At 37.5% G+C, this 14032-nt stretch carries 9 protein-coding genes; 6 read left to right on the top strand and 3 right to left on the bottom strand.

The window, feature by feature from the left end; all coding sequences use genetic code 11:
• The first annotated feature begins 331 nt into the window (after window positions 1-331).
• Both GM612_RS03300 and GM612_RS03295 read left to right on the top strand, forming a co-directional pair.
• On the top strand, window positions 332-2539 hold the full coding sequence (locus GM612_RS03300) for a mucin-binding protein (protein ID WP_155430969.1): 2208 nt from the start codon (window positions 332-334) through the stop codon (window positions 2537-2539).
• Window positions 2540-3172: 633 nt separating this feature from the next.
• A complete protein-coding gene (locus GM612_RS03295; protein WP_155430968.1) occupies window positions 3173-3382 on the top strand; it encodes a hypothetical protein in 210 nt (69 codons plus the stop codon).
• 166 nt (window positions 3383-3548) lie between these two features.
• On the opposite strand, the gene GM612_RS03290 is transcribed toward GM612_RS03295, so the two are convergent.
• Complete coding sequence (locus tag GM612_RS03290; RefSeq protein WP_155430967.1) at window positions 3549-4439, bottom strand: ArsR/SmtB family transcription factor; 891 nt, start codon at window positions 4437-4439, stop codon at window positions 3549-3551.
• 549 nt (window positions 4440-4988) lie between these two features.
• On the opposite strand from GM612_RS03290, the gene GM612_RS03285 reads away from it, so the two are divergent.
• Complete coding sequence (locus GM612_RS03285; protein ID WP_155430966.1) at window positions 4989-5963, top strand: glycoside hydrolase family 43 protein; 975 nt, start codon at window positions 4989-4991, stop codon at window positions 5961-5963.
• A gap of 55 nt (window positions 5964-6018) precedes the next feature.
• Entirely contained in the window at window positions 6019-7275 is a 1257-nt protein-coding gene (locus GM612_RS03280) for an oligosaccharide MFS transporter (protein WP_155430965.1), read from the top strand.
• Between the two features lie 154 nt (window positions 7276-7429).
• Here GM612_RS03280 and arfA read toward each other — a convergent pair whose 3' ends face one another.
• Both arfA and GM612_RS03270 read right to left on the bottom strand, forming a co-directional pair.
• Window positions 7430-8938: an arabinosylfuranosidase ArfA gene (gene arfA, locus GM612_RS03275; protein ID WP_343031781.1), complete on the bottom strand. Its 1509-nt coding sequence runs from the start codon at window positions 8936-8938 to the stop codon at window positions 7430-7432.
• A gap of 81 nt (window positions 8939-9019) precedes the next feature.
• Window positions 9020-10384: a glycoside-pentoside-hexuronide (GPH):cation symporter gene (locus GM612_RS03270; protein ID WP_155431095.1), complete on the bottom strand. Its 1365-nt coding sequence runs from the start codon at window positions 10382-10384 to the stop codon at window positions 9020-9022.
• A 278-nt stretch (window positions 10385-10662) separates the two neighbouring features.
• Between GM612_RS03270 and GM612_RS03265 the strand changes: the two genes are divergently transcribed.
• Together GM612_RS03265 and GM612_RS03260 are read left to right on the top strand one after the other, a co-directional pair.
• Window positions 10663-11529, top strand: a complete 867-nt coding sequence (locus GM612_RS03265; protein ID WP_155430964.1) for a helix-turn-helix domain-containing protein — start codon at window positions 10663-10665, stop codon at window positions 11527-11529.
• A gap of 99 nt (window positions 11530-11628) precedes the next feature.
• Window positions 11629-14004 (top strand): hypothetical protein, encoded by a 2376-nt coding sequence (locus tag GM612_RS03260; protein ID WP_216644505.1) that lies wholly within the window; start codon window positions 11629-11631, stop codon window positions 14002-14004.
• The last annotated feature ends 28 nt before the right edge of the window (window positions 14005-14032 follow it).

Raw genomic sequence — 14032 nt, 5'->3', positions numbered from 1 at the left:
GATAGTAAGACGGTTTTGTTTGCTTGATGAATACCCTTAATAATTTTTTGGGTATAAAAGACGTGCGAAACGCAGAAACGGTGGACTTTACTGAAGCCACCAATATTATAGTATATAAAAAGTAATTGGTTTTAAGACAAAGCCAGCTTTGAACTCCTAATAATTTAGATCTTAACTGTTTTGATTGAATTTCACTAAAACAGGCGGTAGCATAAGCGTGAAAGATCATAGGTGCACTTAATTCTAGATACCGCATAGTGCTAGGTTTTCATGAAGGTTGAATCCAGTAGGATATTGATTGTTTAAATCAATAATAATTGGGGGAATTCAAATGAGTCGATTAAATCAAAGGGTCATGGAAAATCAAAACAGAGAAATTCATTATAAGCTCTATAAGTCGGGCAAACAGTGGCTGGTGGCTGGGATTATTACTGCGACATTAGGTCTCAGCGGTTTTTCAATTTCAGCATCCGCAGACACAACTACTACCAATGGTAATAATGATACGACCGATGAACCACAAAATGAAAGTTCAACGTTGCAGACTGCAAAACAGACCCAAACCGCCACTTTAAGGTCTTCAACATCAAAACAAACAAGTGTATCAGAACCGACTTCGACCAGTGGAACTAGCTCCCAAACTACAGTTTCATCGAGTAGTATGGGTACAGGCACAGCTAGCGAAAAGGATTCGTCTGCTGTGGGTGTTAAGGTCGCTTCAAACGTATCCACACAGGGTACAGTCACAGCGAAGAGTAGTGCTTCACTAGTAGCCACTGCCGAGACTAAGTCTGTAAAGAATGATTCGATCAATAATGCTGATGAAACAGCTTTAAGCACTCAGAATAAGTCGGTTGACACTACAAATCTTGGAGATGCGGCTGCTTCGAAGATTAACGCGACTCAAGAGGCGTTAGCAAAGCAATATCAGACGACGAAACAAGCACAAAAGTTGACGGCTGTGTCGCCCATAGCTCAACCGCTCACATTAACTGGATCAACGATCACTTCGAATGATGTCGAACAGACTGATGGCTTAATTCCAGCAGGCAGCACTGTAGATGGTGTTGCAGTTACCGCAGATACGTGGTTGAAAGGCACTATTTCTGTTCGGTATTCCTTCTATCTGATGAATTCTGAGGGTCAGGTGGTATCGGATTCAAGCGTGCCAAATATGTCGATGACTAATGGCCTGCCGACTTATTATTTGACCACTCCAGATGCTTCAGAGACTTTTTATCGTACTGCTACGATACAAAATGGTCAGCTGATTTTGTCAGATTGGGAAACGAGTGGTGGGATAAAGGCTTCCGATTATGTCTATCCAGATGTCACGAGTTTTCCTGATGTCCCTGGTTATACACTCACGGCCAGTAATACAATTCCATATCCATATGATGTTACTGGTGCATCGATTCAACCGAGTACAGTAGACGAACTTGGTGACCAATATACTCAAAATAATGATTTGTTTGAGGACACGTTTGAATACGTACCTAGCCAAGAAAATTTAATTGTTAATTATATTGATCGAACAACTGGGCAGATGATTCATTCTGATACAATCACTGATAAGGGCGGTACTGCTGTGACCTGGTTCACACCAGAACAAGAGATTCAGCAACTTGAAAACGCCGGCTATCAATTAGTCAGCAACAATTATCCAGCTCAAACGGTTGTTCTAGATATGGACCCAAGTGTCGATCAAGTTTACACGGTCTATCTCAAACCGACTATGACGCGGTCGCAATCGGCAACAACTCGAACAATAACCTTTGTGAGTGATGATTCGACCGCTCCACTGCCAGCAACTGTGGTTCAAGTTGTTAAGTATAATGTATTTACGAATGCTGTTACTGGACAGTCTATTTATGTTCCTGCAGCTGGAACCAATCTTTACAATGCATATACCACTCCAACATTAGCGGGATATTCAGCTTCCCCAACTTCTGTACCATCTGAAACCTTTGGCTTGAGTACCACTGCACCGATGAGCGAAACATTTATTGTTCGCTATGAGAAGAATACACCCGCAAATAATGTTAGATCTAATACTGGTAATTCACCGACTGGAAATACTACAGATGGAACGAGTACGAATAATAATGTGGAGGGAACCACGGTTGATGGTAATAACACGAATTCATCGGGAGGTGGTACGTCGACAACGACCAATGGTGGTTTAACTATTAATAACCCTGGTGGCGTTACCAATGGTGGGACGACAGTTGGTAAAGGTTCTAATATTTCTAATGCCGGAAATATTAACGGACAAACGACTCATACGTCTAAAGGAAGCGTGGTTTCAAGTCCTATCCAAGGCTCCGTTAATAATTCAAATGGCGCCTCGATTGACGAACAGTCGAAGAATTTAAGCTCTATTGACAATAATCGAGTCGTAAATTCCGAGCGACAGCTTAGAGCCTCTAGCCTACCGCAAACGAACGAATCTAATTCTTCATTTGTGGCTGTTGTTGGATTAAGCCTTCTCGCTAGCCTACTTAGCTTGTTTAGTGCGAAGAGAAAACGGCGCGAATAATAGTCACCATTGATTGTCTGCTTGTTAAGGTATTTTCTGATAATGATCAAAATAATAAGCACCACTGTATTCCAGACCAATGGTTAGAATATGGCAGTGCTTTTTTGGTGCAACTTTATTATTGAGACAACAAAGTTATTTTATTTCTTTTATATAATTATTATGACGTGAAGTGACAATCTTAGTGGAACACTAATTAAATAAAATAGGACCAAAACGAGTACAGTCTTTTATGTCTAAAAAAGATAAAGAGGTACACGTGAAGAAGAGAAGGTGCAGTCTTTTTATGGCTGACAGATAATATTATAGTTCAACTATATAAGCGTGAAGAATTTTCTATGTGTAAAATAAAATGATAAAGTTCAAAGAAGGCGGATTGTATTATACGTAATTATTTGTTCAAGTTAGCTTAGAAAAGACATTCTAAGTATCATAGGAAAATTTATAGAATAAATTTTTAGCTTATTTAAAAGACTGTAATATCAGCATTTAAGTCTCTAATAGTTTTAAATATTAGTAGGTAACCGCTTGCATTTCACGGGGAATGATGCATAATGGAATAAATTATCCGGAACAATCACCGGATTCAAACTAATTTAATACACATTCAGAGCTTTAGGGAAGGTATCGACTATGGCAAATAAACAACTAAAATTTAATCGCAACTTTTTCAAGGATATTCAATTTTGGATTGGACTAGCTGTCCTTGTGATGGGCTTTTATAGTCTTATTGGTGAGCAAATCACAAATATCTATTTTTGGATGAATATTCTAATGGGGATCCTTGGTCTTGTAACGGTTATTGATGACTTAATTTTGCATCGTCGACCGGCAAATAATTAAGTTGAAAAGTATATGTGGATAGACAAAAAAGAGGTATCGATAGATTCCGTTAGTGATATGCTTAGAAAAATCTTTATTAGTTTTTCTAAACATAGGTTACTAGCCGAATTTAAGGACACCCTTTTATTTTACGTAGATCGGACTCATAAAAATATTATTACACAACTTAACTATAAAATAACTTCATCTCTATATCTTGATTGTAATTTCCAAATCCCTTTCCAAATATTGTGCAACCGCCATTGTTCTTGGCGGTTTTTTTAATGCCATAACGAACTGAGAAAGTTTCTTTATCCGTAGTAATATCGCTTAACGTAACATCCGTAAATGGTTGACCATCTAAGAAACTGCCTTCATGTGTTAGACGCAGAGTTTTTAAAATGCCATATTGGTTAACATTATCTGGCACCCATTCAGGTGTGTACTTACCACGGGTGTCTGAAAAATCACCAGGTGCTGTCCAGGTACCAATCTCAGTTCCATTAATATAAAAAGTGATGTCTGAAGGCCAAACATTATTCGAAAAGGGGAATTCGGAGCCAAGTTCCATTGTCAGGTCAAGCATTTCAATATTGTTTTTCTTTGTTAAATAATTTGGAAATTGATACTCAACAAAACCATTGCACCACCAGATCATACCCGCAGAGATGCGATCAGGATCCATAAAATAGGCAGGATTATCGACCTTGCCAATATAATCAGTTTTACCTGCTAGTCCACAGGAAGGCTTAACTGAAAAATTGGTGAAGTGGCCAACTGGCACGTCAGTCGTGTAGGACTCAAACTCTGGATAAATCTGTTGTGGAAATTGCACGTTGATCTGATCGACAGTTAAACGGGCTACTTTGTTATGTCCACTACGTTCAAATTTAACAATACCAGCTGCTTCTAATTTGTTAAGATGCTGCAAGATAATGGTACTGCTCAATTCAAGAGCGATAGATAGCGCGTAAACACTCATCTTGTGAGATGAAAGCTTTTGAATAATTTTCAGTCGCACTGGACTGGCCAGTGCTTTATAAACGGGGAGAGAACTTTCAGAAATATCTGCTTCCATAACTTGCCTCCAATAAAATCATTGATTGTTCATAGAGTAACAATGATTTAGTTAGCTAATTTCATTTATTTGTTGATATATATGTATTTTACCAATGATTTCATTGCTTTTAAATAGTAATGCGTTAATCGCTGAAAAAATCGGTAAAAATTCATATGATATATTGAGCTGCAAGTAAAATATGTACTTTAATGAAAAGGAGAACGATCGGAGCATTAACTAAACAGCATTATAACTGGAATAATACGATTCAAAAATAAATAGAGTTGTAAATAGAGAGGTCTCTTGATAAAGCATTGGAATTCTTAATTTATTCAATAAATATTTTTTTGAAATACGGTATTTATCAGTATAAAAAGTAAAATTACTTTTTATTTGTAAGAAAATAGATAAAATAACGTTTACTGGCAATATAAAGGTTGCTCATAATTCAAAAAAAGCACAAAAACATTGAAAGCCCTATTGTAATCGTTTTCGGACAATTTTATGATAATCACGTGCACAAGGGAACAAACTACGTAGTGATAAAAAATTAAGGAGATCGTAAACATGGCGAACACAAATCAGTATACGAGTCCTCTCATTATTCAGCGGGCAGACCCCTATATCTATAGGCACACTGATGGATACTACTACTTCACAGCTTCAGTACCGGCATATAATTTAATTGAAATACGTCGTGCTAGAACTTTAGAGGGTTTAGCACATGCTGCACCAAGAACAATTTGGCGTAAGCATGAAAGCGGTCCCATGAGCCAGTTGGTTTGGGCGCCGGAGATTCACTATATTGATGGTAAATGGTTCATCTATTTTGCAGCTGCTGAAACCACAGCTCTAGATGAAAACGGGATGTTCCAACACCGGATGTTCTGCATTGAATGTGATGCTGAAGATCCGATGGAAGGAGAAGATGTTTGGCAAGAACGCGGTCAAGTTGTCACCGATAAAGATACGTTTTCTTTGGACGCTACTTGCTTTGAAGCTAACGGCAAACTTTATTATGTTTGGGCACAAAAAGATAAAGCTATTCGCGGTAATTCCAACTTATACATTGCTGAAATGGAAAATCCTTGGACACTTAAGACGAAGCCTGTCATGTTGTCAAAGCCAGAATTCAACTGGGAAACCAAAGGATTCTGGGTAAATGAAGGACCAGCTATTATTCACCGCAACGGCCGTTATTTCTTAACATATTCTGCTAGTGCAACCGACGAAAATTACGCTATGGGTATGTTAACTGTCAATGATGATGTCGATTTACTTGATGCAAGTAATTGGTCAAAGTCAAAGAAACCCGTTTTTCAAAGTGATTTATCAACTCACCAATATGGTCCGGGTCATAATTCGTTTACGGTCGCTGAAGATGGCAAAACTGATATTATGGTATACCACTGCCGTGACTACACTGAAATAAAGGGTGATCCGTTGTATGATCCAAACCGTCATACGAAGGTTCAGGCATTTACGTGGAACGATGATGGCACACCTAACTTTGGCAAGCCGGTTCCCTACAACTACGACTAAGTATTAAACAATTTATGTATACTGTGTGACAGGTATAGAAATGGAGTGAATAATTTTGGATACTGCTCAAACGAGTAAAAAGAAGGATTTCTGGGGTTTCCCGGTTACCCACTTTACTTACTTCTTCCAGTGGCAAATTATTAACGGGTATTTAACCCTCTGGCTGGAACAAGTAGGACATCTTAACGGAACCACTGCTGGTTTTGTCTTTTCAATGATGGCTTTCATGTCATTAATTTTCCAACCAATTTTTGGTATTATTTCGGATAAACTGGTCTTTAGAAAGAACCTTTTGGCAACAATTTCAATTGCTTCAATTTTAATTGGGCCGTACTTCCAGTGGCTGTTTATGCCGTTGGTACATGTTAACTCGGCATTAGTTGCTGTCATTACAGGTGTATTCTTGAGCTTTGTCTTCAATGGTGGTGTTTCCGTCATTGAACAATATGTTCAACGTGCAAGTTTAGCTAACGGTTTTGAATATGCCCACTCACGAATGGGTGGTTCATTAGCCGGTGCCTGTGCCTCCTTTGCAGGTGGGAAGTTGTTCCTATGGACTCCAAACTCAATTTTCTGGGCATGTTCTGTAATGGGTGTTATCTTGGTATGTACTGTATTGTTCAGTGATAAGATTCATATGGAAAATGCTGCTGCAGCCGGTGGCGATTCTGATTCACTTGATTGGAGCTTGATTGGTCAAATCTTCAAGATCCGTAACTTCTGGATTCTTTCAATTTTCTACATTGGTACTTCAGCTCTGTATGATGTTTTTGACCAACAATTTATTATCTTCTTCAAGAGCTATTTCCACAGCGCCGCAGCTGGTACAAGTGCCTACAGCTACATGACCACTGCTCAAATTGCTTTGGAATTCTTACTGATGTTCCCAATGCCATGGTTGATCAACAAGATTGGTTCACGTAATGGTTTGATTGCTTATGGTGTCATCCTTTGCATCCGTATCGTTGGTAGTGCCCTTTCTCCTAGTGTTGTTTGGGTTATTATCCTTCGTTTGCTGGCCGGTTTCGAAATGCCTTTGGTATTGACTTCTATTATGAAGTATATTGCCGGTGCCTTCGATGTCCGTGTTTATGCGACTGTTTACGCGTTAGCGTCGAACTTTGCTAAGCAAATATCGGTCTTCATCTTCTCAACTGTTGCTGGTAACTTATACGATTCAATTGGTTTCCAACACACATACTTCGTTTTAGGTGCAATTGTTGCGGTAGCTACTATTATCGCTGCATTGTTCCTGACCAAGGAAAATCGTGTTCAAGCTGGTGAAGTTAAAGGTACGAGTTCAGGTAACTAGACACATCAATTGAATAGAATGAATGAATAAAAACGATCCATATTCAACAGTTTTGACTGTTGGGTCTGGATCGTTTTTGCTCATATTTTATGAAACTAAATAAATTTTCTAACTTATATTTATGTGCCTTTAATTGTCATAGGATCGTTTTCTCTCAAGAAATGATTTGAATCTGAATCATATTCCAAGAGAGGGGCTGTAAAGTAACAGAAATTTCTGATGCATTGATCTTTATGTCAGTCAATTGTTTTAATCTCATTTCTCCGTTACGATTGTCCTGTTTAGGGTTGTAACCAAAAAATTGAGTGGCTTGAACTATTCTTTTAAAGTTGAAATCATCCACCTGAATGTCGAAGTCCATTATATCGTTTTGATTTTTGTTCTCAGCGAAAATAGTGATTATTCTTGAATTTTTGTCAAAAGTAGCGATGGTATCTAAGTAGGGTACTGAGTCAAATTCTCTGGACTTGTAAGATTCAACTTTTACGTGTGGGGTTAAAGCAATTCCTTGGCCATAATTTGAAACTTGCATAAATGGATAGAAAATGGATTGTAACCATACATCTCCATTTTCTTTAGTCATAATTGGAGCGATGACATTCACTAATTGTGCTAGACAAGCAATCTTAACTCGGTTGCTGTTTTTTAGTAATGTAATTAGAAGACTACCAATTAATAAAGCATCTTCAAAATTATATATATCTTCGAGTAGGTGTGATCCAACCTGCCAGGGTGTTATTTTTGCGTCAGCGTCATTTGAATGATACCAAACATTCCATTCATCAAATGATAAATTAATACTCTTTGAGGATCGTTTACGTGCTTTGACTGCATCACACATTGCTACAACACCATTAATGAATTGATCTAAGTCCACATTTTTTCCTAAGAAATTATCTAATTCTTTTGGGCTGTCATCATTGTAGTAACCATAATAGCGATGAAGTGAAAGGTAATCAATATTGTCATAACATTCTTCTAAAACTGTTTCTTCCCAATTTCCAAAAGTTGGATTATCCATTGAGGAACTTCCACAAGCAACAAGTTCAATTGAATCATCGACTCTCTTCATTGCTTTTGCTGTTTCATTAGCTAGGTGCGCATATTCATTAGCATTTTTTGTCCCAATTTCCCATGGACCATCCATTTCATTGCCCAGACACCAGGTCTTAATATTGAAAGGGGCCTCTGCGCCATATGTTCGGCGAAGATCGCTTAGATAGGTACCTTTTGGGAAATTACAGTATTCTACTAAGTCTGCCGCCTCCTGAATACCCCGAGTTCCTAAATTAACTGCCAAATTTGGTACTGCATGAACCTTTTTTGACCACGCCATAAATTCATGAAGGCCAAATTGGTTGGTTTCAAGTTCTCGCCATGCAATATCTAAGCGGGTAGGCCTTTGATTTTTCGGTCCAATGCCATCTTCCCAACGATACTGCGAGAGAAAATTTCCTCCCGGATAGCGGATTATTGGAACGTTCAGTTTGTTAATAGCATCGATAACATCGGTTCGAAATCCATCTTTATCAGCACTAAAGTGATTTGGCTGATAGATGCCAGTGTATACAGCACGTCCAAGCTGTTCAATGAATGAACCATAGATTCGGTTGTCAATAGTAGAAATTTGGTCATTTAAATCAATTTTTAGTGAACTTTTCACAATTCTTACCTCTTTAATCTTTTGACAAAATATCAGCATATAGTTTAGATAGCTATATACTGACATTATGCGTAAATCGTACTATTCATCACTCACTTCGCCACGCCTAGTGATTAAGTCGGCTTTAATAATGTCTTCTTTTTTCTCGTATTTCAAGTATAGAACCATAATAATAGCTCCAATTACGAAGAAAATAGCTGGTAAATAGCTAAAGCTAAATTTAATTGCTGAAAGTGAAGCAGTAGTTTGAGATACTCCAGCTTTATAACCAGCATGGTTTAGAACCATAGAAGGTGCCCAACCGCCAAGACCGGAACCTATTTTGATGGCAAATGAACTACCAATAGCTGTTAAGAAACCACTTGCACGGATACCATTCTTCCATTCGCCATAATCTACGGTGTCAGATAACATTGCAAAGGGCATTGAAACAGAGATACCTGTTCCTACAGATGCTAAACTCCAGGCTGTACTAAGAGCAATTAAAGATGATCCAGTAAATGAAATCAGTAGTTGACCAAATGCTGCTAAGCACATACCAAAGATTAAAACATGTGTCTTCCGGAACTTTTTAACCAAGAATGGAATTAGTAACATACCAATAATTTGGAACATGACCAATGCATTTAGAATAGACGCAAATTCTTTATGACCTAGATTATATTGGGTATAGTAAACTAAAACTGAGGTTCGTGAAGAGTTTCCTAGCCAATAGAAAATAAAAACTATTACTAAGATGAACCATGGCCAGTTACTTTTGGCAGCTTTAATAGATGAAATGATTGGTAAAGGTTTTTGAGATTGGGTATTAATTTCTCGAGTATCAGAAAAAGCAAACATTAAGAGGGCAAAGCCGATTATAGCTAATACGATTGCTGTGGTTCTCCAACCACCAATATCGTTTCCATGCCCGAAAAAAGATACGAAACTTAACGTAAAAGTAGCTGTAATGAAGAATCCAATATTTCCACCAATCATCCGGGTACTGTTTAATTTGATTCGTTCTTCAGAGTTATTAGATAAATTTGGCAGAATTGAGCTAATCGGTGTACCAACTCCGGTGTAGGAAATACCAAATAACAAATAAGTAATCATAGCCCACCAGAATTTAGCAGTATGACTTAAATTTGGTGACCAGAACATTAGTATAAAAAAGATAGCAAATGGGAATGCCATCCAGAGAAAATAAGGCCGACTTTGTCCCCACTTAGTATGAGTATGATCGATGATAAATCCCCATACAGGTGCATCAAAAGCATCAAGAACCCGTGCAGCGAGCAATATGGTGCCTGCTGCAGCAACGGTTAAACCAAATACATCTGTATAATAGTAAAGAATAAATGTAGTGACTGTGGTATAAAGTAAATTTCCCGCAGTATCGGTGCTGGCATATGCTAACATACGATGAAAGGGGACAGCTTTTTTTGATTTGATCGCTTCGCCCATCTGACTTTTCACGATAAACCCTCCATTCTTACTAGTAATCGAACTATAGAATATTAAAAAGCGCGCTCAAACTAGACTTTAACATTCGATTTCGATTTTATTTCTTGAAAGTGCATCAGTAATAATACGCTTTCATTGGGTTTAATTTAAAACATTACAAACTTATTTTGAATCCATTGATTAACAGAAAGTTTATAAAAACACACACAGACATTGGAGAAATAGCACCAAAAAGTATACGCTTACATAGAAGAGATTTTTTCTAGGGGGCTTTACTAATGAAGTCATATATATCAATATCATGTCTTCCGGCACCAACATTTATCGAAGGTAATTTTGTGACTTTCAAACCTGGCGATCGCCATCCCAATCGAGATGATTTACCATATTTTGTTTTGATGTTGATGACGCAAGGTGAATTATTTATCGCTGAGGATGGGGAAAACTATACAGTTAAAGCAGGCGAAATGTTTATTCTGAGGCCTAGACACCACCATTATTCTTGGCAACCAGTTCAGCAGATAACGAGCTATTATTGGTTACACTTTTACGTTTCAGGGCAATGGGGACAAGGATCTTCCCCGATTTCATTGAAACCAGCAGTTCAAGTACCAACCTTGCATTATTACACGCCAATCCAGACTCTACACCTTCTGAAGCATACCAAGTTACCTGAATCAAAGCGACTTATTCAGATTGTAAAACAGTTATTCAGGGAAAGTACTAGTTCACAAGGATTTGGATTTTGGCGTTCACAGCAACTTTTTATCGACATTTTGCAGGAAATTCAATTACATCCCAAAGAAGAAAGTAAACTTGAAACACTTTCCGCACTAATTCAGAGATATCTGAGGGATAATTTTACAGAAAAAATTACAAACGAAACCCTGGCACATGAACTGCACTTTCATCCAAATTATGTTGTACGAGCTTTGAAACAGACAATAGGACTGACACCAGCCGAATTTTTAAGTAAGTATCGCATGGAAGAAGCAGAGAAAAGACTGTTAGATTCTGACTTGAGTGTGTCAGCGATAGCTGAAAATGTGGGCTTTCAAAATGTGTACTATTTTTCAACATCTTTTAAAAAATTCAGTGGGTTATCTCCACAAGCATATAGGAAAGCAAAAAAATTCATTGAATGATATGTGAACTTTTATAAATTAATGGTGAGGTATTGCATTTTATCAAAAATGGAAGCGATTATAATTGAGATTATATTAATTTTCAGGAGGGTCAATTCAATGAAATCTCAATCGTTTGATTTGAAGCAAAATAATCGTGGCAACGTTGTCAGTCTTAAAATGATGCAAGATAATAGCCAGATGAACTGGGTGATTGATCCAGACTATTTGAAACAAGTAGGTTATGAGGATAACGATAAGCTATTTGGTGAATTCACTATCACAGTGGATGGTAAGGTATTCCAAAGTATTGACTTCGAGCCGACTGTGACCTTTGGAATTTTTAAAAGCATAGTTACATATCACGTAGCTAATATTGCTTTTAAATTTATTTATCAGTTAATGGATAATCATATTAAATGGCAAATTAATATTTCTAATAAGCAAAATTCAACAGTTGAAATTTCTAATTTAGGAGTTTGGACTAGTTTTTCTTATATAATGTTTCGGGATAAGAATGTTCATCGTAATGCGAATAAGTCAGCAGCTGCCTTCCCGTCAATTTCCAAAAACTTCACGAAACTTGCACTGGTTAGACGTGATAATACTGCACCAAATTTAGGCTTATATCAAACTGATGGGGATATGCGTTCTATTGGCACCTATGCAGAATATAGCAACCGTTTTTTTGATAATGTTTCACCATCTTTAGATGGAATGTTATTTCATCAATTAATTTTAGCTGGTGGGTACTCTGATGACCAAGCTCCCCAAAAAGACTGGATTTACTCCCAAGAAGGAATAACGTTGGATGGTGGTGACTCAAAAAAATGGGAATTTGTTCTGGCTCCTTTTAAGAATCAATTAGACTTTTATCATGTTGGCCAGAGGTTTGGTCATCCAACTATTCAATTTTATCCTTTGGTTAATGATGGACAAAAGCAGAGGATTACTGTGGGAGGATTGGAAGATTTTGTTGTGATCGATAAAGTTGAAGACATTTTCGAATCAAATGATAGATTGCAGGCAATTGATATAACTCATTTTTATGAGAAGGGTTCACTCATCTATAATGTTCGTGGGGTGGGAGAGCATAAGGTTCTTTTCACATTTGCCGATGGAAAGCAGGATATGTTGATTTTTAATGTGATGACAGCCGTGAAACGACTTTTGCGTGATCGTGCTACTTATATTTCAAATCATTCATATTCTGGGCCAAACGGTAAAGTGCCTTTCAGTTTTAGCCCTGTTTCTAACCAAGGAGAGTCAATTGGTAAAATGAACTTTGTTGTACAAGAATGCTTATTAGATAGGAACATTTCAAACCGTCAACAAAAAATTCAACGTGTTGAGGAGAGTGCTGTGAAATATGTTATTCCAAAATGGTTCACGAATGGTGATTTTACACAGCCTTCAAAACTTTATGGGGATTTTTATAGGGTAATGGATTTAGAATATATTGCACATCTATTTTTCTTACTATCAAAATGTAAAGATGAAGATTTAAAGATAAACAGAGCGCAGACTTATTTAAAATGGGCAGCACAAATTTTTGATGTCAGGGTTAATCCTGATCTACATGACAATGAACGTGGTAAGGAAGAGTCTCAAATGATGGGTCAGTACTTTCTTTATATTGAGGATCTTTTAAAGGCTCTTAAAGATAATGGCTTAGTTCAAGAATATAAGGAAATCTCCGCATCATGGTCCAAAGTTACGGAAAGAATTGCTCAAGGAAGTCGATCCCTTAAGGCTGCTATGACTGAGCACTTCTTTGATAATGCGGGCTTTGGACCAGCTGCCGGAGCATTAGCGCTCTCTGGCTACAAAGAAGAGGCAAAGAGATATGGTGAATTATTGAAAGCAAACATTGGATTTAGTAATGACTTTAGATCACAAAGTCCTGATCGTTGGTGGGAAGCACTATCATATATGATGCATTCACTTTGGGGTGGGGTTACAGCAGCTTCTGCGTTACTAACAGGCAAAAAATTACAGGATCCAGAACTAATTCAGGCGGCATACCGTAGTACTGTGGCGATGTTATATCTTTATGATTCTAACGCAACCGCAACTGATAGGACTTTAAAAGTGGGTGAAGCTGCATCCACATACAGTATTGCAGGTCCGAATTTAAATCGTCCTGATTTATCTAGAAACAGATTTGGCCAGTCTATATTTGCATCAAATGGAGGTATTTTTACTAAATTATTTCCTGATGGTTATACTGGTGAAGATGACTGGGATATGGGAGAAGAGTTAGTTGCTTACCTTAATGGATTTGGACAAGAAACATATGTGTATGAAGATCAACTCGGGGTTCATGTTATTAATGGTCGACTCGAAGCGACATCTGAAGGTAGATTTAAAATTATTAGTTCTGCCCCCTATCCAAATTGTTATATAGACTTAACGCATAAGAATAGTCTAAGTAGTGTGAGTGTTATTGTTGATTATAAGACAGGTTCAGGGCTTACAGAACATATTAAAGATTGATAGAATATTTAATGTTTAAAGATTTACT

Origin of the sequence: Secundilactobacillus folii (assembly GCF_009720675.1) — a bacterium.
GTDB lineage: Bacteria > Bacillota > Bacilli > Lactobacillales > Lactobacillaceae > Secundilactobacillus > Secundilactobacillus folii.
The sequence above is the reverse complement of the archived record's forward strand: the minus strand, read 5'-3'. Positions and strand labels throughout refer to the sequence as shown.

Excerpts from the sequence above, each read along its gene's own strand:
- GM612_RS03300 (WP_155430969.1), top strand. The coding sequence starts at position 332 with ATGAGTCGATTAAATCAAAGGGTCATGGAAAATCAAAACAGAGAAATT.
- GM612_RS03295 (WP_155430968.1), top strand. The coding sequence starts at position 3,173 with ATGGCAAATAAACAACTAAAATTTAATCGCAACTTTTTCAAGGATATT.
- GM612_RS03290 (WP_155430967.1), bottom strand. The coding sequence starts at position 4,439 with ATGGAAGCAGATATTTCTGAAAGTTCTCTCCCCGTTTATAAAGCACTG.
- GM612_RS03285 (WP_155430966.1), top strand. The coding sequence starts at position 4,989 with ATGGCGAACACAAATCAGTATACGAGTCCTCTCATTATTCAGCGGGCA.
- GM612_RS03270 (WP_155431095.1), bottom strand. The coding sequence starts at position 10,384 with ATGGGCGAAGCGATCAAATCAAAAAAAGCTGTCCCCTTTCATCGTATG.
- GM612_RS03265 (WP_155430964.1), top strand. The coding sequence starts at position 10,663 with ATGAAGTCATATATATCAATATCATGTCTTCCGGCACCAACATTTATC.
- GM612_RS03260 (WP_216644505.1), top strand. The coding sequence starts at position 11,629 with ATGAAATCTCAATCGTTTGATTTGAAGCAAAATAATCGTGGCAACGTT.